This is a genomic window from Bacillus sp. SIMBA_074, from assembly GCF_046534555.1.
Taxonomy (GTDB): domain Bacteria; phylum Bacillota; class Bacilli; order Bacillales; family Bacillaceae_G; genus Bacillus_A; species Bacillus_A mycoides.
The window spans coordinates 163,783-189,352 of record NZ_JAWRYM010000007.1 but is presented as its reverse complement, the minus strand read 5'-3'; the positions used below and the strand labels follow the sequence as shown (position 1 = coordinate 189,352).

Genomic DNA, 25,570 nt, shown 5'->3' with positions numbered 1-25,570 from the left:
CCTCATCCCTCTTCACGTTTCATTTGTAAAAATATATCTATCTCATCAATAGAGAATCCTTTTCGATATAACGCTTGCTTCACCTTATTTTCGAATGTCCAACCATCATACTTCTTATATTTCTCATAATATTTATTCCCATGATAGTGTAACGCTTCTTCTTGCTGTTCGTCATCTTTTTCGTCTTTCAATTCTTCCAAGCAAATTTGAATCACATCTCTAGAATATCCTTTACGAACAAGCATTTCATCTAACTTTAGCTTCATTTGTAAAAATGAATGCTTTTGATAAGATTTTTTCTTCTTTTCTATAAGAAACAAAGCATTCTCCATTTGCTTCTCCTTTGGATACTCTTGTAAACTATGTGTAATGATTAAATCCTGAACACCTTTACTTAATAGCCCTCTCCTAATAACAGTTGGACCTTTTTGATTCACATTACTTTGCGTTCGTACGTATGAAATAGCGTACTCTTTATCATTAATGTATCGATCATGTAATAATTTCGAAACGACTTCAGAGATGATGGCCTGTCCCACTTCTTTTTTTCGTAAGAAATCTTCTATTTCTTGTTTTGTTCTCATTTGATAGGATAAATAGGAAATCGCTTGTAAATATGCTTTTTGTACCTCTTCATTGTACAAAATATTCCCTAACGCTACTTCATCAATTTCTAAGCCTTTTTGTAACCCATGTTTCATTAAGATTGATTGATTCACACTAAACCCGTACTCTTCGCCCTGACCTTTATCAATATAAATATTAAATCGTTCTTTCGATCGTTTTTGCACTTCTATTTTTGTAATGACAGTCATACTCTCACCTCTCTATTATTTTAACATAGTCAAGGAACGTTTTTTCTTTTCAAGAATATATATAATGAGGAGGAAATGATTGTGAAAATCGCAATTTCTGGTGGCTCTGGCTTTATAGGCAAATCCCTTTCTAGTTTTTTTATTCAAAAGGGATTTACTGTTTACATTCTTACTCGAAAAAAAATTACTGAAACTTCACACACTAACCTTCAATACGTACAGTGGACACCGGATTTACAGACCTTCCCTCTCTCCTCTATCGATGTAGTTATTAATCTAGCTGGAGAATCTATTAATAGTAGATGGACAAAAAAACAAAAAGAATCAATTTTAAACAGTAGAATTCAAACAACAAAAGGACTCATTAAACAATTACAAACACTTGAAACAAAGCCACACACATTTATTAATGCAAGTGCCATTGGATACTATGGGACATCTGAAACCGAATCTTTTACAGAACAGCAAGAGACTCCAGGAGATGACTTTTTAGCAAACACAGTATATTTGTGGGAGCAAGAAGCATCTAAAGCCCGCTCCATTGGAATAAGAACTGTCTACACAAGATTTGGAGTCGTATTGGGCGCAGATGGAGGAGCTCTTCCAAAAATGCTACTTCCCTATCAATTATATATCGGCGGTACACTTGGATCTGGAAACCAATGGTTATCATGGATTCATATAGACGATGTCGTTCGCATGATTGATTTCATCATTCACAAAAAAGAAATTGACGGACCTTTTAATATTACAGCGCCAACGCCAATACGGATGAAAGAGTTCGGTGAAATTATTGCCACTATAACTAGGCGACCTCATTGGCTACCTGTTCCTTCATTTGTACTTCGCGCTTTACTCGGTGAGATGAGTATACTTGTATTAGAAGGGCAACATGTATTACCCAATAAAGCTATTAAACATGGATATCAATACACATTTCCAACAGTTAACCATGCATTACAAAATATCCTCTTGCATACAATGTAGTACTTTTAAAATACAGTTTTACGGGTAGTCTATCTCCTCCAAGACTTCTTACTTTTTAAACACCGGAGCATTACTACACGAAAAACCTTTCAGTTACTTTGTCTAAACCTATTCTACACATTACAAGGTGACGGAAATGAGGTCTCTATGAAAATATTGCTCAAACAAGCCATTGTATATCCTATTACATCCCAAAAGTTTCAAGGAGATGTACTCGTTATAGGAGAACGCATTGCCGCGGTCAAACCTCATATTGATACTACTCAGGATATGACCGTTATAGATGCACGAGCTCTTCATCTCTTGCCTGGATTTATTGATGTTCATACTCACCTTGGCCTCTACGATGAAGGTACTGGTTGGGCTGGTAATGATGCAAATGAAACATCCGAAGTTTCAACACCACATATCCGTTCTTTAGACGGGATTCATCCTTTTGATATTGCATTTCAAGACGCTGTACAAAATGGTGTTACGACTGTTCACGTGATGCCCGGAAGCCAAAACATTATCGGCGGTACTACTTGTGTAATAAAAACTGCTGGAACTTGTATTGATCATATGATTATTCAGGAACCTGCTGGTTTAAAAATTGCCTTTGGAGAAAACCCTAAAAAGTTCCATAGCAACGGCACAAAAGAATCAATAACACGTATGGGAATTATGGGGTTACTTCGTGAATCATTCTATGACGCACAACACTACGGGCATGAAGCTGATTTTCGAATGCTACCTATTTTAAAAGCACTCCGCCGAGAAATACCGGTACGTATCCACGCTCACCGCGCAGATGATATCACTTCAGCTTTACGCTTTGCGACAGAATTCAATCTTGATTTACGTATTGAACATTGTACAGAAGGACACTTTATTGTTGAAGAGCTTTCGAAACACAATTTAAAAGTTTCAGTTGGACCTACTCTTACGCGACGTTCGAAAATTGAATTAAAAAACAAAACGTGGGATACTTATCATATTTTATCGAAAAATGGAGTAGAAGTTTCTATTACAACCGACCACCCTTATACACCAATTCAATATTTAAATGTTTGCGCTGCCATTGCAGTAAGAGAAGGATTAGATGAGAAAACAGCGTTGGAAGGAATCACTATTTTCCCAGCTCGAAATTTACGTTTGGAGGATAGAATTGGAAGCATTGATGTTGGAAAAGATGCTGACCTCGTGTTATGGACACATCATCCTTTCCATTATTTAGCCAAGCCTGTACTCACTATGATTGACGGAAAAATAATTTACAAAAAAAATAAAAAAAACTAGTTTATTTTTTTGACTAGATACAGTATTATACGATTATAAACTGAATGAAACCATAATCAATTTGTGTCGTGATTATCATTTTCAAATTGATGAATGGGGAAGGCAAATGGTGCGCCACCAGCGTTAGAAACTGGTTCTAGTGGGTTCGATTCCCACCCCGAAATTTTTTAAAGATTGATATAAAAATTTCGAGGGTGGGTGCTTTTTCGTCATGCTACCCTCGTGTGAGGAGGAGTTAGTGTGTTGAAAAAACGCGACTTACACGACAGCCACGTTCTATACGAATTAATGGTGGATCCTGCTGTCTTCCCTTTTGTGCGTCAAAAGGCCTATTCTTATGAAGAATATTTATTTTTAACGAAACAAACAATCGAAGCCGAAGAGCGTGGAGAATTAATCTCACGCACAATTTTAGATGAATGGGGTAACCCCATCGGCACAATTACTTTATTTGATGTGCAAGAAAAAGCTGGATTCCTCGGAACTTGGCTTGGCAAACCATATCATGGTAAAGGATATAATAAATTGGCGAAAGATTCATTTTTTAGCGAACTTTTCTATGAATTAGATATTGAAACGATTTTTATGCGTATTCGTAAAATAAATATTCGGTCTATTAAAGCTGCCGAAAAACTACAATATGTAAATCTAGCAAACGAAACAAGAAAAGCCGTTTATGATGAAATTAACGCGCATGAAGAAGTATATAATTTATATGAAATTCCAAAAGATCAGTATACACTTGCAACAATGCGAGATACAACATTCCAAGAAGCACACCAATTAAAAGAAGCGTAATCTAAAAATTCAGAAATGATAATTAATCATTTCTAGTTTGACATATATGTATATCACCCCATGTCTTTGGAAACGATAGATAGTGACTTTAGGACACGAGGTGATTTGTAATGGATAAAAAGAAACGTGATAAAGCAAAAAACACATTATCTAGTACACAAGAAGTTCTCTATCAGCGAGAATTTCGAAAAGCAGATCGTGCAGCGGGCTATCGCTCAAAAAGTATTTAAAGTGAAACTGAATAATTAGAAGGTTTCCCCCCTAATTATTCAGTTTCATTACATAATATTTTCCAATGAATTAGCAAAAAAGGTTCCTTATTTATAAGGAACCTTTTTTGTGGACAACCTTATCCACAAAAACCGTAGAATTGTGCATAAATTACAAAAGTATTTTACGAATTCATTTATTTAAATGAATTCTAAACGTGAGAATTGTGGATAATTTTCTAAAAATTGTGGATTATGTGGATATAGCTGTTAATATTCCGACTTTACTGTCTAATAGAAGCGCAATCCTTTGTGGATAAAGTGAAACTTTAATCAGTGGGAGTTTTGTTTATCCCCACTGATTATTAGCCCTCACCAATCGGGCTTTTACGGGCAGCCCGACCCCAACCTAACTTCTTTGCTTTCGGTGAATTTTGAGGTAGGGGTCTTACTGCCCACAAATAGCGGGATAAGTTAATACTTCACGTTTATTTTTTTTACAACAATAAAAAAACCCTCTTTAAATGCTTAAAAGAGGGTTTCATATTAAGTAAAAGATTCGGCAAGAACTGGTGATTTAATAGGTATATGATTCGGCTCTGCATGATTTTCTGCCAAAATTGTATCCACAATATGACCAGCTGGCTCAGGACGATAAATACTTTTCATTGCTTCTTTCATCTGAAGAAGCTTCATATCATCTTGTAATAACGCCTCTGTTTTTGCAAAAACTTCACTATCATCACGAATTACAACTGCAGCCCCTTGTTTTTCAAAATACAACGCATTTTCATTCTCTTGTCCTGGGACAGGTTTATATAAAATGACAGGTACTTGTAATGCTGCTGCTTCGCTTAATGTAATACCACCTGGCTTCGTAATCATACAAGAAGTAACACGGAACAATTCATCAATGTTTTCAACATAACCAAATACTTTTAAAGCATCAGAACTTTGTTCCTGTAGTTCCATTAAATCCTGCTTTAAAGCTTCGTTTTTCCCACAAACGACAACTACTTGTAAGTTTGGTACTGACATAAATGACTGGCATAGCTCTTTTACACTCCCTAGCACACCATGAGCACCTGCTACAATTAGTAACATCTTTTTATCCTTACATAACTGATATTTATTATATATAATTGCTGGATTTATCTTTAGCTCAAAACTGCTACGAATCGGAATCCCTGTTTCAACAATTTGTTCTGCAGGTACACCGATATCAACCATCACTTTTTTCACATGATCGGTTGCTACAAAATAACGATCTACTTCTCGATGGATCCATATTTTATGCACGCAAAAATCCGTTAATACGTTATAAACAGGAATAGAAATACCTATTTGCTTTTTCAATTCTGGTACAGCGATGATTGGAAAGGTATTAATAACAATATCCGGTTTCTCCACCTGTAATAGCGTCCTCAAACGCTTTCTCCCAAAATTCGCATACCAAGATGCTATTTTTTTATCATAAATTTTCTCTACACCATAATAAAACAAACGATATAATTCTTTTCCTACCGTATAGCTTTTTAAATATAAATATTTTGTAATATCGGTTATAACTGGATGTGATTCTCCAAACAAGTCGCATACAATTACATCTTCGATTCCTTTTTGGCGAAATGTTTGTTCTAATGTTTTTGCCACTTGCACATGACCGTTACCGTAATGTGCAGTTAATATTAAAACCTTGGGGTTTTTTATCAAACAAATCCACTCCTAGCTTTTTGTTTCTCCATATTGCATATACGACAATAGGAAAAACATTTTCCTTAAAAACTACATACTCGGATTCTAATACTTTCCTGTTAGCTATGTATCTGTCGTGGATATGCAAAGCATATAAGATTGACCCCTTAATCCTATCTGTGCTCATATCTTTACATTATACTTTCCTATAAGAGCTTTCGCAATAACTTACAAATGTTCTATATTCCATAATACTCACTCTTTTACTTCTTAATTCTTTTTACTATTTTGATTTCCCTTTACAATTATGTAAATTTCTCCGCTTATTCTTTACAAAAATATGGATATTCCCTTTTCAGTATACTCTTTTCTAAATATATACTCTAGATTTTATTATGAAGAAACAAAAAGCCTAACCAAATGTTTAGGTTAGACTGCTTGTAAAATATGTTTTGCATGTTCAACATTTTCTTCTGTCGGTGGATTCACATCCGCAAGTGGATACTTATGTCCAAGTGCCTCCCATTTATAAACACCGAGCTTATGATATGGCAGCACTTCCACTTTCTTAACATTAGATAGACTTTGAATAAAGTTTGATAATTTTTGCAAATCCTCTTCACCATCGGTAACACCGGGAACCAATACATGTCTTACCCAAATTGGTTTCTTTCTATCCGATAAATAACGAGCAAATTGTAAAATGTGTTCATTTGGTTTCCCTGTTAATTTACGATGTTTCTTTGAATCAATATGCTTCAAATCCAATAAAACTAAATCTGTATACTCCATTAAAATATCTAGCTTATTTTGGAATTCTGGTTCTTCAGAATAACAACCGCCAGAAGAATCGATTGTTGTATGGATACCAGCTTCTTTGCACTTTTTAAACAACTCAATTAAGAAGTCTAGCTGTAATAGTGGCTCTCCACCGCTAACTGTTATACCGCCTCCAGAAGCTTCAATAAATGGAAGGTAACATGTCACATCCTGCATCACTTCTTCAACTGTTATTTCTTTACCTTTACCGATTTCCCATGTATCAGCATTATGACAATATTGACAACGTAATAAACACCCTTGTGTAAATATGACATAACGAATCCCTGGGCCATCAACAGTACCACAAGACTCTACAGAATGTATTCTTCCTTTTACCATGTTACTTCCTCCTTTATTGAAACAGCCTCCCTCCGCTATATATTAAAAGCGGAGGGATACTTTTTTCACTTACATGCTTTCATGCATTGTACGGTTTATTACATCAATTTGTTGTTCACGAGTTAATTTAATAAAGTTAACAGCGTAACCAGATACACGAATTGTTAATTGTGGATATTTTTCAGGATGCTCCATTGCATCCATTAATGTTTCACGGTTAAATACGTTAATATTTAAGTGGTGTCCTTCTTTTATTGCATATCCATCAAGCATAGATACTAAGTTGCGTACTTGTACATCATCTTCTTTACCAAGTGCTTTTGGAATAATAGAGAATGTATTTGAAATACCATCTTGTGCATCTTCATATGGTAATTTAGCTACAGATAATAATGATGCTAATGCACCTTTTGTATCACGGCCATGCATTGGGTTTGCGCCCGGTGCAAATGGTTCTCCAGTACGACGTCCATCTGGAGTGTTACCAGTTTTCTTACCGTATACAACGTTAGATGTGATTGTTAAGATTGACATTGTATGAACAGAATTACGGTATGTTTTATGTTTGCGAAGCTTGTTCATAAATGTTTTCACAAGATTTACTGCAATTTCATCTACACGATCATCATTGTTACCGTATTTAGGGAAATCTCCCTCAATTTCGAAATCAACTGCAATACCATTTTCATCACGAATTGGTTTTACTTGTGCATATTTAATTGCACTTAAAGAATCTGCTACTACAGATAATCCAGCGATACCTGTTGCCATTGTACGAAGAACATTTGTATCGTGAAGTGCCATTTCAATACGTTCATAGCTATATTTATCGTGCATATAGTGAATTACATTTAATGTATTTAAGTATAGACCAGCTAACCATTCCATTGTCATATCGAATTTACGCATAACTTCTTCATAATCTAATACTTCAGAAGTAATTGGTGCGTATTCAGGACCAACTTGTGCTTTTGACTTTTCATCTTTACCACCGTTAACCGCATATAGTAATGCTTTCGCTAAGTTTGCACGTGCTCCGAAGAACTGCATTTGTTTACCAATTCTCATTGCTGATACACAACAAGCAATACCGTAGTCATCACCGTAGTCAGCACGCATAATGTCATCATTTTCGTATTGAATTGCTGATGTTTTAATAGACATTTTTGCACAGTAGTTTTTAAAGTTCTCTGGTAATTGTTTAGACCAAAGAACTGTTAAGTTTGGTTCTGGTGCTGGTCCTAAATTATCTAATGTATGCAAGAAACGGAATGAGTTTTTTGTTACTAACGGACGACCGTCTAACGCCATACCACCGATAGATTCAGTTACCCAAGTTGGATCTCCAGAGAATAGTTCATTATAATCAGGTGTTCTTGCAAATTTCACAAGACGTAATTTCATAATGAAATGGTCAACAATTTCTTGTGCTTTTTCTTCTGTTAAAGTACCATTTGCTAAATCTCTTTCAATGTAAACATCTAAGAATGTAGAGGTACGTCCAAGGCTCATTGCTGCCCCGTTTTGCTCTTTAATTGCTGCAAGATAAGCAAAGTATAACCATTGGAAGGCCTCTTGTGCATTTGTAGCTGGCTTAGAAATATCGAATCCATGAGAAGCAGCCATCTGTTTTAACTCTTGAAGTGCACGCATTTGCTCAGATAATTCTTCACGTAAACGCATTGTATCTTCGCTCATTACACCGCCAGTTAAATTATAATCAGCTTTTTTCGCTTCAATTAAATGATCTATACCATATAGCGCTACGCGGCGATAGTCACCGATAATACGTCCACGTCCATACGCATCTGGAAGACCAGTAATAACACCTGATTTACGAGCCGCTTTCATTTCTGGTGTGTATGCATCAAATACACCTTGATTATGAGTTTTACGCCAGTCTCTGAAAATCTTGCTAAGTTCTTTATCCATTTCATATCCATACGCTTCACAAGCTTGTTCTGCCATACGAATACCACCATATGGTTGTAAAGAACGTTTAAATGGTTTATCAGTTTGGAAACCGACCACTTTTTCAATATCTTTATTTAAATATCCTGGTTCATGTGATGTAATAGAAGAAACAATTTTTGTATCCATATCAAGAACGCCACCGTTTTCACGTTCCTTTGTTGTTAAATCCATTACTTGATCCCAAAGTTGTTTCGTTGCTTCAGTTGCTTCCGCTAAGAAAGAGTCTTCTCCCTCGTAAACGTTTACATTATTTAAAATGAAATCGCGAACATCAATCTCTGCTTTCCATTTTTCACCTTTAAAGTTTTCCCACGCGCTTTTTACATTTTCTAATACTTGAGTCATCCTAATCTCCTCCATTTTTGATTAGTACAGGACTACGATTTTTTATATAACAGCTTACACACTTAGAATACTACTTTTTTTCGGAAGTGGACGAAATAGTTGTGACATGTTTGTGAAATGTTGAGCAAACTACTACATACATAGTGTTAACCTCATATAAAACTCTTTAGAATTAACCCTTTCTTTAATTGTATTTTTTTGGTATTCTTATATACGAGTCCTATTTTGTAATATAAGAACGATACCCATTGTAGAGCTGTAATACTCTTACCTCCTAATCTGTTATAGTTTTTATAACAGAGCAAAAAAGTGTACATACGTTGTACACTTTTTTTGTTACCACTATAAAACATCTCTTTTTCTATTTCCATCGTAAAATCCACCACGACTGTTTGTTAATGCAATTAATTGCTCTAATCCTTCTATATGATCACCAATAATTCGAAGGACAGCTGGAGGATGACCTATTTTTGCGAAATGTTCACTGGGACGAATACGGTTTATCTTATCAACATCGACACGACTTACACAAGCGATTTCAAAACCTGAAAGTACAGCTTTCACTTGTGCTACACAAGGTGACAATAATGATTTATACCCTATTTCCTTCAAACAAGTACGACTAAACGCATTAGGTACAGCAATAAGAGAGCCTACTCCTAAATCTTTTCTATCACAAGCTAAATTTAATGCATATTTAAATGCTGTTACAAGATGAAGTGGTACTCTCAAATCTAAATAATGATTTAAATCATTTAATGCGACATCCGTTCCATCTGCAATAGCTTTTGCAAAGGGATATAGCTCACTAGCTGGAATAACAAAATCACCGTCTATAAATAAAACAATTTCTCCTTTTGCAAAATAAGTTCCAAGCGAACGCCCCACATCGTTTCCAAGTGCTTCTTTATACACAATTGTTGTTGCTCCCTTGTCTTTTGCAATTGTTGCCGTTTTATCGGACGAACCATTTACAACAACGATGATTTCAAAAGGTTCAATTTTGCGAAGCTCTTCTATAACGTTTCCAATTGTTTTCTCTTCATTTTGCACAGGAATAATTACCGATAATTGCTCTCCTTTATACAAATTAGATGTAACGCCCCATCCTTGATAAAAATCTTCAAAATTTAGAGTATGATAGACACACTCTCTTTTCCTATTTCCATCATAATATCCTCCGCGCCCATCGCTGCCTAATATCCGCTCTGCTACAGCTTCTATATGATCACCTATCATTCGTTTTTCAGATTGAGAAAGATCCGTGCCATATGCAGCATGCTCGAATGGACGAAATTTATTTGGCGTAATAACGTCAATTGCACAATGACGACTAATTCTCCATTTACTTTGTGCTAGGCGTAGATGAGCCACAATAGGATTAACAAAACATTCGTCTCCAATACTTTGCACAACTTCCTTCGTCAGCGCATGAGGTACAGATAATAAAGAATCAATTTTTAATTCTTCACGCTCTAACATTGCATTTAATATTTGGCGCCATACTGTCACGGAGTGCGGTTTTTGTTTCTTTAAAAATAATGCGTCCAAATTATTTAAAACGATGTCCGCCTGATCATGTAAAATCGGATTAAGGAATAATTGTAATTTTGAAGTTTGAATAGCAAAATCTCCATCTACAAACAGTAATACATCACCTATCGCATGTTTTGCACCAACTGCGCGTCCAACGTCGTTACCAAGTGACTCTTTATGCTGGATTACTGTACATCCTAAGCTCTCAGCAATCGCTTCTGTACCATCATTACAACCATTTGCTACTACAATAATCTCTACTGGATTCAATGGTTCTACCGATTGAACCACATCTGAAATCGTATCCACTTCATTACATACGGGAATAATAACTGATAACGACTTAGCCATTGTTTTCTTCACGAAACCATTTAATAGTTTCTTTCAATCCTTGTTCCCACGTTACTTTCGCTTGAAACTGAACAAGTTCTCTTAATTTCGTTACGTCTGGTCTTCTATTTGGAATCTCTTCAAATCCATGTGGATATACTTCCTCAAATGGAACGTGCACAATTTTGGAAATAGACTTCGTTAATTTTTTTATATCTTCCGCTACTACTCTTATATTTTTTTCATTCTCAGAACCTATATTAATAATTTCACCATTTACCTTCTCATCCATTGCACGAATTGTTGCCTCGACCGCATCACTTACATACGTAAAGCAGCGTGTCTGCTTTCCATCTCCATACACGAGAATATCGTCACCTTGCAAAGCCGCACGAATAAATCGTGGAATTACTCCTGCGTACGGACCATCTTTCGCTCTTGGACCATAAATATTAAAATAACGAACAATCGTTACAGGTAAACCTTCTAATGCGTACCCTAAACATAATGTTTCCTCTAACGTTTTACAAATTGCATAACTCCAACGTATTTTGGAAGTTGCACCGTATAAACGATCTCCTTCTTCAGAGAATGGCGGCTCTCCCTTTCCATATACTTCAGAAGTAGATGCAAATACTACTTTCTTCTTCCCTTTTAACGCTGCTTGTAAAATATTTCTCGTTCCATCGAAATTTGTTTCAATAAGCTCTACACTTTTTTCCATTGTAGTTTTGACTCCCAAAATTGCAGCTAAATGAAACACCACATCATGTTGATTCACTAATTCATAAATTGAATTTTTATCTAAAACGCTTATTGGAATAACCCGGAGCTCTTTCATTAACTCATTATGATATTTATTTTTTCCTTTATAGAAGTTATCCACAATAGTAACTTCATAACCTCTTTTCACCAACTCTTCAGCTAAATGCGAACCAATAAATCCTGCTCCACCTGTAATTAAACATTTTTCACTCATACACTCACCTTCTTTATAATTCCACGTGTATCTATTAATCGCTCAATCCCTTTAAAGAGCTTCCAATCGATACTAGAGTGATCCGTTACAATTAAAATACAATCTGCTTGTTTAATTCTTTGTTCATCTAATGGAACAGATTGATATAGTGTATCTCCAATTTTCGCTGTAGAAATATACGGATCATGATATTCTATCTTGTATCCTTCTTTTATTAATAATTGAATAATTGGCAACGCCGGTGATTCTCTCAAATCATTTACATCTTTCTTATATGCAATCCCTACTATTAAAACCGTTGCGGGTGATTGCACCACACCTTTTACTTTCCCGATTATTTTCGCTGGCATTTCTTCATTAATTACATGTGCTGCCTCAATTAATTGACTAATTGCTCCAGCCTTTCTTATTATCCATTGAAAATATAAAGGATCTACCGGAATACAGTGTCCTCCTATTCCTGGTCCTGGCCAATACGGAGTAAATCCAAACGGTTTTGTAGATGCCGCTTCAAGCACCTCATAAAAATTAATATTCAAACTTTCACAAAGTATATTTAACTCATTTACTAATGAAATATTAACTAAGCGCTGAATATTTTCCAATAGCTTACACATCTCGGCCACTTTCGGAGAGCTAACGGGAACGACTACATCAAATATAGTGCTATACAAATCCTGTACTTTTTGTTTACACTGCTCGGTTTGTCCACTAATAACTTTTGGAATTGTTTCAACTGAATACTGGCTATTCGCTGGATCAATTCGCTCTGGAGAATACCCAATATAATAATCTTCTCCTACCTTTTTACCTGTTTGAGAAATAATCGGAATGATAACTTCCTCCAGTGTACCTGGATATGTGGAGCTTTCAAAAATGAAGGTTTGTCCTTCTTGAAGGTGTTGTTGTATATAATGGGAGGCTGAAACGAGTGCACTTAAATCAGGTTCTTTATTCTCATTAATTGGCGTTGGCACAGTCACAATAACATACTCACTATTTTGGAACTCCGCAACACCTTTATCTGGTGTATTTACTATTAATTTTCTCTCGTTCAATAAATTTTGTAATACGTTAGAAGAAACATCAGGAATATAACTTTCTCCTTTAATTATTGATTCTATCTTCCTAGTATCTTTATCTAATCCAAGTACAGCATGTCCTCTTTCTGCAAAAAGGACCGCTAAAGGAAGGCCAACATATCCTAATCCAATAATGGTTACTTTACTACTAGCATTCATCTATATTCTCTTCTTCCCTTCTCAATTGTAGTATTATATCTCTATCCCTTTCTCCGTCTGTAAAACTCCCGCGCCCATTCGTATGTTGTAATAAATAAGCAATCGCCTCAAGCTGATCTCCGAAAATACGATCGAATGCAGGAATTCTTCCATTTACAAACCCATGTTGCTCTGGACGTACTCGATTTGTTTTTATAACATCTACAAATTCCACTGCTGTAATAGAGCATTCTTCTAAAATAGCTTTCATTTGAGCTAATGGTGGAATGATAAGGGAATCATATCCAATTTTCTCTATTACCTTTTTATGCATAGCATGTGGCACTGCCGTTAATGAGTTGTTCCATAAATCTGGTCGTTTCGCTACCAAATTCACGAAATATTTCCCCATACTAATTGGATCTGCCGGGTGAAACATATCTAACAAACATTGCAAATCATTTAACGCCACATCATTTCCGTCTTCAATAGCATGCAAAAATGGAATTAGCTTTTTTGCCGGAATAGCAAAATCACCATCAACAAATAAACAAATATCTGCCGTAGCATGCATAGCCCCTATCGCTCGTGCTACATTATGTCCAAGTGCCTTCTCGAATTCAACTACAATAACATTCTCTAGCTTTGCTTGTTTAATTGTCTCGGCATCTGCTCCATTCGCAACAACTATAATTTCATCTACACCTGCCTTTTTCACTTCCTGTATGACAGATCTTATAGTCATTTTTTCTTCTGATACGGGTATAATAGCACTGTATTTCGCTTTTTCCTTTTGTAATAAAACTGGTTTATACTTCCCTATAAACTCTCTATCCCTGTTTCCCTCCGAAAAACCGCCACGTTTACCATATGTTTCGATTACATATTGCAAAGCACACAAATGATCACCCATAATACGACTAGTCGCCTTCGGATAAGGAGAACCAGGTGATGTACCCGTATGCACAGGACGAACCTTATTCGTGTGAATTACATCGACCGAAGCCATATCGGCAATATCTACTCCTCTAGACATCGCCATCGCTTGAAATAGTGCTGGATCTGCTAAATTCCACCACCCAAGATTCTCAATAACATCCCGATTCATCGCATGTGGAATTGCGATTAAAGAACCAACAACAAGCTCTTTTTTATTCAAATAACGATTCAACATGAATTTTCCAACTGTCGTATAGTGTGGTCTCATCTTTAAATAAACAGACCATGTTAAATTATTCACAACAATTTGATGCCCTTGCTGAACTCCTTTCACGAAACGCTGTAGCTCTTTACTCTCAATAACGATGTCACCATCTAAAAACAATACAATTTCACCTTTTGCTTCTCTAGCTCCAATTGCCCTTCCTACATCATTACCAAGAGAATGTTTATAATAAATTACATGGCAACTATGCTGTAATGCGACTTCATTCGTTCCATCTGTCGATCCATTATCTACTACAATAATTTCATACGGCTTCAGCTTCTCCACTTCTACTAAAACTTGTGATAAAGTACTTGCTTCATTATGCGCTGGAATAACAACTGATATTCTCATACTTGTATCACTCTTATCCTTCCAAGCGAACATAAGCAATAATAGGAATACGCACAAGTACATCTTCAGGTGGTCCATAAGAAGGAGATGTACGAACACTTACTGCCCCGTCCGTAACAGATAAAAGAATACCTGCAACAATTTCAACAGCTGTCACAACTTGTACTAATTCACCAACATGGTTACGCAATTCATCAGTAAATAACATATATAAGTCTCCTTTCTTACACTTCTTTCATTGATATAATACTTGTAAATGGTAATAAAACTTCAGTTCCTATTCCTTCTTGCAGCGTTAAGAAATCGTCACCAACTGCTACAATAACACCTGTTAACTGTCCAACTGTCACAGTAATTTCTACATTTTTACCTAAATATTGCTTTGCAATTTCCTTAAAAGGTGATGTATTGCATTCTTTTAAAATGTTACAAATAATAGATTGAAATTGACTTGATTCTATAAACTCTTCCGTAGCTTGCTTAGAATTTCTTTGAATAAATCTCGCAAAGTTTTGTGAAAATAAAAGTCGTTCCACAGCAGGCAGTAACTTGTCATCTAAAAAATAGCCTAATTGTCTATTAAACAGTCTGGATAATTTATGCCAATATTTTCTGAACAGACACATATGCTTCTCCTCCTATTATTTTTAAAGTATAAAAATTTACATCCATACATCTTAATGTATACAAAACGGCTTTTTTTGTGATAGGTAAGACATACATTTTATAGAACATATTCATTATTTTTGTATTACATTAAGTAATAATTGTAGATATATTTCCTGAGCATGAAAAAAGACTATCCAAAAGGATAGCCTCTTACACTTCAATATTCCGCAACATCGTATAAATGTCGTTATTCACTTTACCAAATGATTTAATGTTATTTTGAATGTTAGATAATAAAACCACATATACACTACCATTTTTACTAAAACCATTTAAGCAATTCCAACCTGGCATTACACCGTGATTTGAATAGCTTCCTGGATCTACATACCAGCCAAATCCATAATCCTTTTTCACGGCTGTAAACATTTGATTATAACTCTCTTTTGAAATTAATTTTCCAGAAAAGAGTGCTTCATTAAATAAATATAAATCATGCGCGCTCGTATATATATCACCACAACCATATAGTTGTGACATGCTCGGAATATTAGGTGTTGTCATATTGTTATTCACTATTTTATAACCCGTTGATGGGAATCTTGTTTGTTCCAACGCTGTACCGAAACCAGATTGTTTCATACCCGCAGTCGCAAAAATATGTTGTTTTATATATTCTTCGAGCGACTGTCCACTTACCTTCTCAGCAATGTAAGCAAGTATAGAGTAGTTCGAATCGGAATACTTCCATTTCTCTCCTGGAATCCCGATACGCTTTTGATTTCCTATCCGCTTTATCAGTTCTTCACGAGAAATATCCTCTTTTCCCTGCTCATATTCCGGAATGCCTGATGTATGTGTTAATAGATGTTTTAACTGAATGCTATTACCTTGAGGAAAGTCTGGAATATACTTTGCAACTGTATCCTCTACTTGTAACTTATTTTGATCTTTGAGTTGCATAATAGCAGTCGCCACAAATGCTTTTGAAATAGAACCAATATAAAAGGTCGTCTCTGAATTATTCGGCACTTGCTTCTCTTTATTAGCCATGCCGTATCCTTTATTCACAAGAACTTTCCCATTCTTCACAATAACAGCTGTCCCACTAAATCCCATGCTCTGTAAATATTGATCCAATTGAGCGTTTTCATTAATTTCTTGAGGCGGTCCCTCAGCAGGTTTCTCTATAACTTGCGCCTGTTTTATCTGTTCTTCCTGTTCTTTTTGTTTTCTTTGTTTTTCAGCTTCTTGCCTTTTCACTTCTTCTATCTTTTTTATCTCTTCTTGCTTCTTCATTTCTGCTGCTGCTTTTAAAGTTTCCTCTTTTTTATTATGCGCAACAATTTTTGTATACATGAAATATACAAGTGACAGTAGTAGGGCTAGAATGATTGTTCTTTTTATGTATACAATCGACCGATTTGCTTTCCCATTAACAGTATTTTTTTCCTGATCCATGATTACCTTTTTTCCCCTTATTTACCGATAATTTAATTCATCTACACAAGACTTATTTCAAATCATTTCCGCAGATTATGGACACTCCATTTTATGTCATCACTACTGTATCACGCACCGAACATATTACCAACCTATATGTTCAAAAAAGAAAAAGAAAATTTATAAAAGTAAGATTCCCTTTAAAAAATTAACAAAAAAAGAGGATATCCTGTAAAAGACTGTTGTTATCAATCTTTTTGGATATCCTCTTATCTAACTATTTACACGTGTTTTTTCATATCATCGGCAACAGATTCAACATTTGTACCTACGATAACTTGTACACTTGTGTTACTTAATTTCATAACGCCTTTTGCACCTGCGCGTTTTAATGCTGGTTCATTTACTAAACCTGCATCTTTCACTTGTAAGCGTAAACGCGTTGCACAGTTATCAATAACTGTTAAGTTTTCTTTTCCGCCTAAAGCTGCTACGTAAGTTTCACCAATTGAACCTGCAACTGGTGCATCACCCTCTTCAGCTAACTCATCTTCATCTTCATCTTCACGACCAGGAGTTTTCAAGTCGAACTTCTTAATTAAGAAGTAGAATACTACAAAGTAAATTGCTGCGTAAATTAAACCGATTCCTGCTAGTAACACTGGTTTTGTTGCAATACCAAAGTTTAAGAAGTAATCAATTGCACCGGCACTAAATGTGAAACCATCGTGAATGCCAAGTGATGTTGTTACGAATAAAGATATACCTGTTAACACGGCATGAATACCATATAATAATGGTGATAAGAACATGAATGAGAATTCAATAGGTTCTGTAATACCAGTTAAGAATGAAGTTAATGCTAGGCCACCTAACATACCTGTAACCATTTTACGGTTTTCTGGTTTAGCAGCCGCAATCATTGCGAAACATGCTGCCGGTAAACCGAACATCATGATTGGGAAGAAACCAGTCATAAACATACCTGCTGATGGATCTTTTGCGAAGAAGCGTGCAATATCACCATGAACGATATCACCAGCTGCGTTTGTAAAGTCACCAAGTACAAACCAGAAGTATGTATTCATTACGTGGTGTAAACCGATTGGAATTAATAAACGGTTTAATAATCCGAATAAACCAGCACCAACTGAACCTAAGTTTACGATACCGTGTGCTACTGAATCAATACCACTTTGAATTGTTGGCCAAATTTGACCGAATACTAATCCTAAAAGAAGCATTACAATTGAAGTAATGATTGGTACGAAACGTTTTCCAGCAAAGAATCCTAACCATTCTGGTAGTTTAATCTTATGGAATTTGTTGTATAGTAATCCAGCAACAACCCCAGCAATAATACCACCGAGTATGGCCATATTTATTTTTGGCGTTAACGCCGCTGCTTTTGAAACTTTTGTCATTGTATCTGCTAATTTAGTTGGATCTGCTGAACCGACTAAATCTTGGACACTTTTTAATTTATCATTCAGCTCTGCTGCTGAATATGCCTTACTTAGAGCGTTCGTTGTATTTTGTAAAACAAGATATCCAATTGCCCCAGCAAGTCCTGCTGCTCCACTACCATCAATAGACAAACCTATTGCAACACCAATTGCAAAAATAAGTGCTAAATTATCAAAAATTGCTGCACCGGCCTGTGCCATAACAGGAATATTAAATACATCTTCTTGTCCTAAACGAAGCAATAATCCTGCTGCTGGTAGCACTGCGATTGGAAGCATTAACGCTTTACCAATACGTTGTAAAAACTGCAACATTTTAATTCCCCCTATCAAATTTATGAAATCGTTATCATTATAAGTACGCTTTAGAAAACGCTTTCTATTTACATAACCATAATAACATATAGTTGTATAGATGTGTAGTTTTTATTTCCGAACTTTTTATGGATAAATCTCCTATTTCCAAACTGTTATATAAAAGGAAAATTTTCCTTTTATATAACGGAATAATCGAAACTGAAGACTCACTATAGAACATTCAACTTTCGTTTTATCATTCCACTTTTTCATGTTATTATTTATTTCCGAGCATATCGGGAAAAGTAAACTTAGTTAATTCGAAATAGGAGCGTTGGTACTATGCAGTGCATTGAAACAAACAACTTACAGCAGTTGTTAGAACAAGTAAAACCATATACGAAAAAAGGAAAACTTGCTACTTATATCCCCGAACTAGGAAATGCAAATCCAAATGATCTAGGGATTGCCATTTTCCATAAAGAAACAGAATATATCCATGCTGGTAACTCACAAACACTATTTACTCTTCAAAGTATTTCTAAAGTAATTACACTTGCTCTTTCCCTTTTAGACCGTGGTGAAGAATATGTATTTTCTAAAGTTGGAATGGAACCAACTGGTGACCCATTTAATTCTATTATTAAGCTTGAAACGACAAGTTCTTCCAAGCCTCTTAATCCAATGATTAATGCGGGTGCATTAGCTATTACAAGTATGCTAGCTGGTAATGATAACGAGGAGAAGATGGAACGCATTCTTCAATTTGTGCGTGATATAACAGACAATCCTACTATTAGTTATTCTTCTAAAGTTGCCACTTCTGAATTAGAAACAGCTTACTTAAACCGTTCACTTTGTTACTATATGAAACAAAATGGCATCATCGATAACGATATTGAAGAACTTATGGATTTATATACGCGTCAATGTGCAATTGAGGTTAACTGTATCGACCTAGCACGTATTGGTTTAATCTTTGCAATGGATGGATATGATCCTTATAAAAAGAAACAGATCATCCCTAAACATATTACGAAAATTTGTAAAACATTTATGGTTACTTGCGGGATGTATAATGAATCTGGTGAATTTGCAATTCGTGTTGGAATCCCTGCAAAAAGTGGTGTAGCGGGCGGCATTTTCGGCTGCGTAAAAGGCGAAATGGGAATCGGTATTTTCGGACCAGCTTTAGATGCAAACGGAAATAGTATCGCTGGTTTTAAAATTCTTGAATTACTTTCTGCCCAAGAAGGTTGGAGTATGTTTTAATTTAGAAGTTATCCTGCTATATTGGCAGGATTTTTTATTTCACAAAAAATCCGTTCTACTAGGCATCAACACAATTCAAAAAAACAGTAATAAAAGTTCTCTTTATTATGCATATTCGCTCCCCCCTCCTGAATAATATAGTACAACCTAGCGCTGTATGTGGAGGTGTAAAAGATGAAACTCATATTTCAAATGGAGAAACAACCTGTTCTCGAAAAAACAATTCTTCTTTTTATATTGAGTATTGTAGAAAGTTTGAAACTAAAAGTTGTTTCACTCGATGAATCTCACCGATACATATTCAATTTAGAAGTGCTTGAACTATTAATGGATCGGAACATCGATGATCAAGTATTAGAACTTATTCATTTCGGAATGGGACTTGAAGACATTTACCATGTACTTCCCGAAGAACTTGAGCATAGTATTGAAGAACTGAAATGGCTTTGTATTCAAGTTTTAAGTGAGTACAGTATGCATGATGAAGAATGTGCACAACTAATTGAAGATATACGCTAAAAAGCACCTATACAGGTGCTTTTACTTTTTTAAACCTTTTTACACCAAAGATTTGTATAATACTTACAATCTTTCATTACCGTGAAAAGATTTCACGTCGATATATGCAATTTTTTAGTGTATTTCCAAGGAAATACTCGAATACTGTTTTCCCTACCCTTCTTACAACAATTGATCAATTCCAATAAGAATTAATAACACACCTGCAATTACAGTTGCCCATTTCCCTAAGTATTCAGCTAAAAATCTTTTACCAACATACGTAAAACCACTAATACAAATAAAACTAAAAACTCCAGAAATACATGCCGTAAGCCAAAGATTTAAATTTGTTACTCCAGCATCAAATCCACCTGCAATATTGTTTATGGACAATGCAACTCCTAAAACAATTGCTTCAGAAAAACTAATTGTTTTAGAACCATCAAAATCTGCTTTTTCTGGATTACGTAAAACCCCCATAAGTACACTACTATCTTTAGATTCTACGGTATCTTTTTGACTCAAGAAAGGCTGACATAAAATAAACACCCCGATTATTCCTAAAACGATTGCTCCAATAATGTTTGCTGTGAACTCTGAAATAAATAATGCGATCCAATTCCCAAAAAATCCAGCTAGTAAAGTAAATAAAAATCCAAAAAATGCGATGATAAAATTGTTAAGCCACGAAATTCGAATTTTACGAATGCCATATGCAATCCCAACACCTGCATTATCTAAATTAGACGCAATCCCGATTAAAAAAATTGAAAATAAACCTGCCGTACTCATCGTACAGTCACCCCTTTTCTCACTTTTCGTTGCATATTATGAAAATGTTGAGCAACTGTGCCTGTCTGTTTCATATACTTGTAATAAATGCTCAACATTTTTTCAACGATAGACAATAGAAAAGGAGTGCCTACATTATGCCCAATGAAAATCCAAATGAGCGGCTCGGTAAATTAATAAAGAAACTGTTAAAGGAGCGCGCTCTATCTATGCGCCAACTAGGAACACTTACAAATGTTGATCCTGCAACAATTTCAAGAATAATTAATGGCAAACAACAACCGAAGCAAAACCATTTACAAAAATTCGCAAACTGTCTACAAGTTCCACCGCAATTATTACTTGATGAAATGTACCCTAACTCTCCACACATAAATAAGGAAAAAGCAGATATGTACACATCTCTCGATACAATTCAACAAACATTACAATCCTCTAACCTATTCGACTTCGAATACACAACAACTCGTGTAAAACAAGAACTTGAAAATTACGAGCGCTATGCTCAAACTACTGAAGGCGAAAAACGTATTCACGAGAGTTTCAAAAGTAAAATAGAACAAATTGATAGTGCTGGTCCTTTCATTGAGCAATTAACAAATATGTACCAACAATTTTGTACAGAAACCATTTCAACCGAAGAGCGTGCAATTATTGGGGGTGCCTTACTATATTTCATTTTATCAACAGACATTATCCCCGATTATCTTTTTCCAATCGGCTATTTAGATGATGCGATTGCCGTTGAATTAGCTAAAGAGAAATTAATTGAAATAAAACGAAAAACATAGAAAAATAAAGAACTATTTCAGTTGTTTATGTTCAACTCTGAAATAGTTCACTAAAAAAGCGTACAAGTACATACCTGCACAATTTCAATATACTAATCTATTTTTTTGTATGACACCATTCATATATGAACGCTGTTATTACTTTTGTAAATTCAATTAACTGCTCAACTTCAACTTTCTCATTTATTGAATGAGCTTCTTCTAATGTACCTGGTCCGTAAATAACAGCTGGAATGTTAAACTCACTAAACCATCCGCCATCAGTTACCGTTGCTGACATATCTAAAATTGCATTTTTAGATAAAATAGATTCATGTACTGAACTTAGCGTTTTGACAGCAACATGTTCGCTATCTACTTCTAAAGAAGGAAAAATTTCGCCACGATCCACAATCATTGATTCTCCGCCCCACTTAAATTGTGGTGGGTTCTCTCTTAACCATGGATCTGCTGCTGCCACTTTTCCTAAATACTCTTCTATTTCTTCTATTATTTGTTCATGCGTTTCATTTGGATAAAAATGTACGGTTATCCACAATTGGCACTCATCCGCAATAAATGCCGCATGACGTCCTCCTTCAATAACAGCTGGATTAATTGTTGTTGTTCCAGATGGATAGCCTTCATATGTTTTCATGACTGCCCAATGACGCTCTAATTCTTGTAAGCTTTGGACAATCTTCATCATTTTCTCAATCGCACTCGCTCCAAATAGACGTCCTCCAGCATGGATCATTTGTCTACGTGTTGCATCATGAAACGTTTGTGGGCTTTTCACTGTAATCCATCCAGTAATTACGCCGCCCTGCCCTTGCATATGTAAATTACTTGTATCAACTACTACTGCAAAATCAGCATCGTAATCACGTTTACAGCATTGAAGTGTCCCTGCTTCTCCTACTTCTTCGCCAATTACCGATTGAAAAATTAAATCCCCAGGTAATTCAATCCCCGCTTCTTCTAAAAGTTGAATAGCAAATAAGGCTCCAGCTAGTCCACCTTTCATATCTGCCGCGCCTCTCCCAACTAACCAACCATCTTTTATAAACGGCTCAAACGGCTTTGTTTCCCACGGTTCGTCCTTTGATACTTCTGCAACATCTATATGTCCATTAATAATGAGACTTTTATGTGACTCACTTGCTGTCCCCTTTTTCACTCCAACAACATTCGGATCATTCGGATATACATCCCACTTATCAATACTAAAATTTCGTTTTTTTAGAAACTCTGCCACAAATTCTTGCGCCTCATTTGTATTTCTTGCTGGTGGTGCTGGTGTTTCAAAGCGAATTAAAGCTTTTGTAAGTTCTAGTAGCTCGTCTTTTCGTAAATCAATCTGTTTTAATAGCTGTGAAACTTCTTGATTCATTGCTAATTCCCCCTTTGCATACGTAGTATGTTTCCAGCTTTATTTTTACAAAAAAAGAGACTGTTTACAATTCTACAGTCTCTAAATTCCTTGTTATTATAAATTCAATTTCAACTATAAACTTTCTAATTCTGTTGTATTCATCTTTTCGATATGTTCTATTTTACTTTTCTTACTTCTTGTAGCACGGTAAAACAGTAAACAAACGATCATAAATGGAATACCACAATATAATGCCATTCTTTGTTCTGGAATAAAAGCCATAGCTACAATTACTGTTAAATTTAATACTAAAGCAAGAATTGGAACAAATGGATACAGTGGTGTTTTAAATTTCAAATCCTTAATATCTCCCCCTTGCTTCACGTATGTCCTTCTAGCTAATAGGTTAGATAAAGCAATAGATGCCCAAACTAATATCGCTCCAAACCCAGCAATAGAAAGAAGCCATAAATAAACTGTATCTTCCGCATAAATACCTGATAGTAATGAGAGACACCCTACAAACGTACTTACAATCAATGCATAAATAGGAACACCGTTTTTAGATAACTTACCAAAAATCGGACTAATCATTCCTTGATTAGACATAGACCATAGCATACGGGAAGTTGCATATAATCCTGAATTCGCAACTGATAGTACAGCTGTAATAATAACGAAATTTATAATATCAGCCGCATAAGGGATACCAATTTTATCAAATACAACTACGAATGGACTTTCTATCACGCCTGCTTGCTGCCAAGGGAATAGTCCCGCAAGAATAAAAATAGATAGTACAAAGAAAATAAGTATGCGCCAAACTGTATTATTAATTGCCTTCGGGATAGTTTTCTCTGGATTTTCACTCTCACCAGCTGCAATACCAACTAGTTCTGTTCCTTGGAAGGAAAAATTAACTGCAATCATCGTAATTAAAATGGCTGATAATCCATTTGGGAACAATCCACCATAATCAGTAAAGCTAGAAAACATCGGCGCTGGTTCATTTCCTTTCATATCTAGAAAACCAAACATTGCTGCCCCGCCCAAAATGATAAATGCAATAATTGTAATTACTTTAATACTTGCAAACCAGAATTCAACCTCCGCAAAACTTCTTGAAGATAACGCATTAATAACAAAGAGCAATACGGCAAACACTACGCACCAAATCCATGATGATACATCTGGAAACCAACGTTTCATTAATATACTAACTGCAATTAATTCAATGCCTATCGTAGCCGTCCAGTTTAGCCACGACATCCATCCCACTACATAACCCGCTGCAGGTGAAATATGTTTTGTAGCATATGTTTGATACGACCCTGCATCAGGCATCGCAACCGCTAACTCTCCAAGACAGAGCATCGTTAAATACATAACAAATCCACCGACAAGATACGCTACAATCGCTCCTCCAGGTCCAGCTTCATGAATTGTATAACTGGATCCTAAAAAAAGCCCAGTACCAATAACCCCTCCGAGTGCAATCATAAATATGTGCCGACTTTTCAATTCTCTTTTTAATCCCTGGTTTTGATCCATCATATAAATCCCCCCTTTTCACTTTGCAAACCCATTTAATGTAAGCGTTTTTAAAATTCTTCATAGTAAAAATAATTATTTAAAAGAGCAAAAATACATACTACTTATATTAATCACTACCTGTTATTAAAAGGTCATCCCTCACTGTTATTAATAGTTTTTGATCAGCGATAGCTTGTCCTTCTACCACTTCTAATGATTCGATATAACCACTGATTCCCACTTTAATTTCCACCTGCTGCTTATCTATTGTTTCAATTAACGCTAATTTTTCCCACTCATATACGTAAGAACTTTCAGTAACAAATAATTTCTCTACTTTCCCGTAACAAGGACTATACACGCCTTCTATAACCGTCTTCACTTTATAAATTCCTCCCTCTTATTAATTGAAACTGAAACGTTGCATACACTATAAAGATTCATAATCCCCCTACTCTTTAAATTTAGAGATCTTAACTACTATTCATGCAAAATACGTACCAACCTCAATACCTATGTAAAATTAGTATTTCTTATGAAAAAAATCTGCATAACCGCAAAATTTTTCTATCATTTGAAAATTTTTAAGAGAAAATAGCAAAAAAATTTTGCGATTTTATAAGAATT

At 35.4% G+C, this 25,570-nt stretch carries 24 protein-coding genes; 7 read left to right on the top strand and 17 right to left on the bottom strand.

Annotated elements, in window-relative coordinates; all coding sequences use genetic code 11:
* Window positions 1–2 precede the first annotated feature (2 nt).
* Window positions 3–815: a recombination regulator RecX gene (recX, locus tag SB773_RS11290; protein ID WP_002125056.1), complete on the bottom strand. Its 813-nt coding sequence runs from the start codon at window positions 813–815 to the stop codon at window positions 3–5.
* A gap of 81 nt (window positions 816–896) precedes the next feature.
* Between recX and SB773_RS11285 the strand changes: the two genes are divergently transcribed.
* From SB773_RS11285 to SB773_RS11270, 4 genes are all read left to right on the top strand, one after another.
* Window positions 897–1,802 (top strand): TIGR01777 family oxidoreductase, encoded by a 906-nt coding sequence (locus tag SB773_RS11285; RefSeq protein WP_088031336.1) that lies wholly within the window; start codon window positions 897–899, stop codon window positions 1,800–1,802.
* A gap of 147 nt (window positions 1,803–1,949) precedes the next feature.
* On the top strand, window positions 1,950–3,080 hold the full coding sequence (locus SB773_RS11280) for an amidohydrolase (protein ID WP_002010318.1): 1,131 nt from the start codon (window positions 1,950–1,952) through the stop codon (window positions 3,078–3,080).
* Window positions 3,081–3,320: 240 nt separating this feature from the next.
* Complete coding sequence (locus SB773_RS11275; protein WP_002091129.1) at window positions 3,321–3,878, top strand: GNAT family N-acetyltransferase; 558 nt, start codon at window positions 3,321–3,323, stop codon at window positions 3,876–3,878.
* A gap of 110 nt (window positions 3,879–3,988) precedes the next feature.
* Window positions 3,989–4,108, top strand: a complete 120-nt coding sequence (locus SB773_RS11270) for a YfhE family protein (RefSeq protein WP_000358484.1) — start codon at window positions 3,989–3,991, stop codon at window positions 4,106–4,108.
* A 525-nt stretch (window positions 4,109–4,633) separates the two neighbouring features.
* Here SB773_RS11270 and SB773_RS11265 read toward each other — a convergent pair.
* From SB773_RS11265 to nagE, 12 genes are all read right to left on the bottom strand, one after another.
* A complete protein-coding gene (locus tag SB773_RS11265; protein ID WP_410589948.1) occupies window positions 4,634–5,800 on the bottom strand; it encodes a diglucosyl diacylglycerol synthase in 1,167 nt (388 codons plus the stop codon).
* A gap of 411 nt (window positions 5,801–6,211) precedes the next feature.
* Window positions 6,212–6,943, bottom strand: a complete 732-nt coding sequence (pflA, locus tag SB773_RS11260) for a pyruvate formate-lyase-activating protein (protein WP_044444343.1) — start codon at window positions 6,941–6,943, stop codon at window positions 6,212–6,214.
* A gap of 69 nt (window positions 6,944–7,012) precedes the next feature.
* Window positions 7,013–9,262: a formate C-acetyltransferase gene (gene pflB, locus SB773_RS11255; protein ID WP_078176012.1), complete on the bottom strand. Its 2,250-nt coding sequence runs from the start codon at window positions 9,260–9,262 to the stop codon at window positions 7,013–7,015.
* 152 nt (window positions 9,263–9,414) lie between these two features.
* Entirely contained in the window at window positions 9,415–9,633 is a 219-nt protein-coding gene (locus tag SB773_RS11250) for a hypothetical protein (protein ID WP_410589945.1), read from the bottom strand.
* Window positions 9,605–11,149, bottom strand: a complete 1,545-nt coding sequence (locus tag SB773_RS11245) for a glycosyltransferase family 2 protein (protein WP_410589970.1) — start codon at window positions 11,147–11,149, stop codon at window positions 9,605–9,607. Before SB773_RS11245 ends, SB773_RS11250 begins: the two co-directional genes overlap by 29 nt.
* Window positions 11,142–12,107, bottom strand: coding sequence for a UDP-N-acetyl-alpha-D-glucosaminuronate decarboxylase (locus tag SB773_RS11240; RefSeq protein ID WP_002140285.1), 966 nt, complete (start codon window positions 12,105–12,107; stop codon window positions 11,142–11,144). Before SB773_RS11240 ends, SB773_RS11245 begins: the two co-directional genes overlap by 8 nt.
* Window positions 12,104–13,348 (bottom strand): nucleotide sugar dehydrogenase, encoded by a 1,245-nt coding sequence (locus SB773_RS11235; RefSeq protein WP_410589942.1) that lies wholly within the window; start codon window positions 13,346–13,348, stop codon window positions 12,104–12,106. Before SB773_RS11235 ends, SB773_RS11240 begins: the two co-directional genes overlap by 4 nt.
* The gene (locus SB773_RS11230; RefSeq protein WP_044444340.1) at window positions 13,338–14,885 is read right to left on the bottom strand and encodes a glycosyltransferase family 2 protein; all 1,548 of its coding nucleotides are present in this window, start codon (window positions 14,883–14,885) and stop codon (window positions 13,338–13,340) included. Before SB773_RS11230 ends, SB773_RS11235 begins: the two co-directional genes overlap by 11 nt.
* Before the next feature lie 13 nt (window positions 14,886–14,898).
* Window positions 14,899–15,093, bottom strand: coding sequence for an LSm family protein (locus SB773_RS11225; protein ID WP_002029614.1), 195 nt, complete (start codon window positions 15,091–15,093; stop codon window positions 14,899–14,901).
* Window positions 15,094–15,109: 16 nt separating this feature from the next.
* Window positions 15,110–15,511, bottom strand: coding sequence for an LSm family protein (locus SB773_RS11220; protein ID WP_016103463.1), 402 nt, complete (start codon window positions 15,509–15,511; stop codon window positions 15,110–15,112).
* A 193-nt stretch (window positions 15,512–15,704) separates the two neighbouring features.
* Window positions 15,705–16,955 carry a serine hydrolase domain-containing protein gene (locus SB773_RS11215; RefSeq protein WP_044444339.1) on the bottom strand — a complete coding sequence of 417 codons (1,251 nt, stop codon included), beginning with the start codon at window positions 16,953–16,955 and terminating at the stop codon, window positions 15,705–15,707.
* A gap of 263 nt (window positions 16,956–17,218) precedes the next feature.
* Window positions 17,219–18,718 (bottom strand): N-acetylglucosamine-specific PTS transporter subunit IIBC, encoded by a 1,500-nt coding sequence (nagE, locus tag SB773_RS11210; RefSeq protein ID WP_410589939.1) that lies wholly within the window; start codon window positions 18,716–18,718, stop codon window positions 17,219–17,221.
* A 324-nt stretch (window positions 18,719–19,042) separates the two neighbouring features.
* On the opposite strand from nagE, the gene glsA reads away from it, so the two are divergent.
* The gene (gene glsA / locus SB773_RS11205; RefSeq protein ID WP_060749412.1) at window positions 19,043–19,972 is read left to right on the top strand and encodes a glutaminase A; all 930 of its coding nucleotides are present in this window, start codon (window positions 19,043–19,045) and stop codon (window positions 19,970–19,972) included.
* A gap of 174 nt (window positions 19,973–20,146) precedes the next feature.
* Entirely contained in the window at window positions 20,147–20,491 is a 345-nt protein-coding gene (locus SB773_RS11200; protein ID WP_002125038.1) for a DUF3969 family protein, read from the top strand.
* Between the two features lie 162 nt (window positions 20,492–20,653).
* Here the strand turns inward: SB773_RS11200 and ytaF are convergent, their stop codons facing one another.
* Window positions 20,654–21,265 (bottom strand): sporulation membrane protein YtaF, encoded by a 612-nt coding sequence (gene ytaF, locus SB773_RS11195; protein ID WP_002191844.1) that lies wholly within the window; start codon window positions 21,263–21,265, stop codon window positions 20,654–20,656.
* A 137-nt stretch (window positions 21,266–21,402) separates the two neighbouring features.
* Here ytaF and SB773_RS11190 point away from each other — a divergent pair, with 137 nt between their 5' ends.
* Window positions 21,403–22,056 carry a helix-turn-helix domain-containing protein gene (locus tag SB773_RS11190; RefSeq protein WP_060749411.1) on the top strand — a complete coding sequence of 218 codons (654 nt, stop codon included), beginning with the start codon at window positions 21,403–21,405 and terminating at the stop codon, window positions 22,054–22,056.
* Window positions 22,057–22,153: 97 nt separating this feature from the next.
* Here the strand turns inward: SB773_RS11190 and SB773_RS11185 are convergent, their stop codons facing one another.
* From SB773_RS11185 to SB773_RS11175, 3 genes are all read right to left on the bottom strand, one after another.
* The gene (locus SB773_RS11185; RefSeq protein WP_410589936.1) at window positions 22,154–23,428 is read right to left on the bottom strand and encodes an acetylornithine deacetylase; all 1,275 of its coding nucleotides are present in this window, start codon (window positions 23,426–23,428) and stop codon (window positions 22,154–22,156) included.
* Window positions 23,429–23,542: 114 nt separating this feature from the next.
* The gene (locus SB773_RS11180; RefSeq protein ID WP_002139532.1) at window positions 23,543–24,964 is read right to left on the bottom strand and encodes an amino acid permease; all 1,422 of its coding nucleotides are present in this window, start codon (window positions 24,962–24,964) and stop codon (window positions 23,543–23,545) included.
* A gap of 106 nt (window positions 24,965–25,070) precedes the next feature.
* Window positions 25,071–25,325 (bottom strand): biotin/lipoyl attachment domain-containing protein, encoded by a 255-nt coding sequence (locus SB773_RS11175; RefSeq protein WP_002010281.1) that lies wholly within the window; start codon window positions 25,323–25,325, stop codon window positions 25,071–25,073.
* Window positions 25,326–25,570 lie beyond the last annotated feature (245 nt).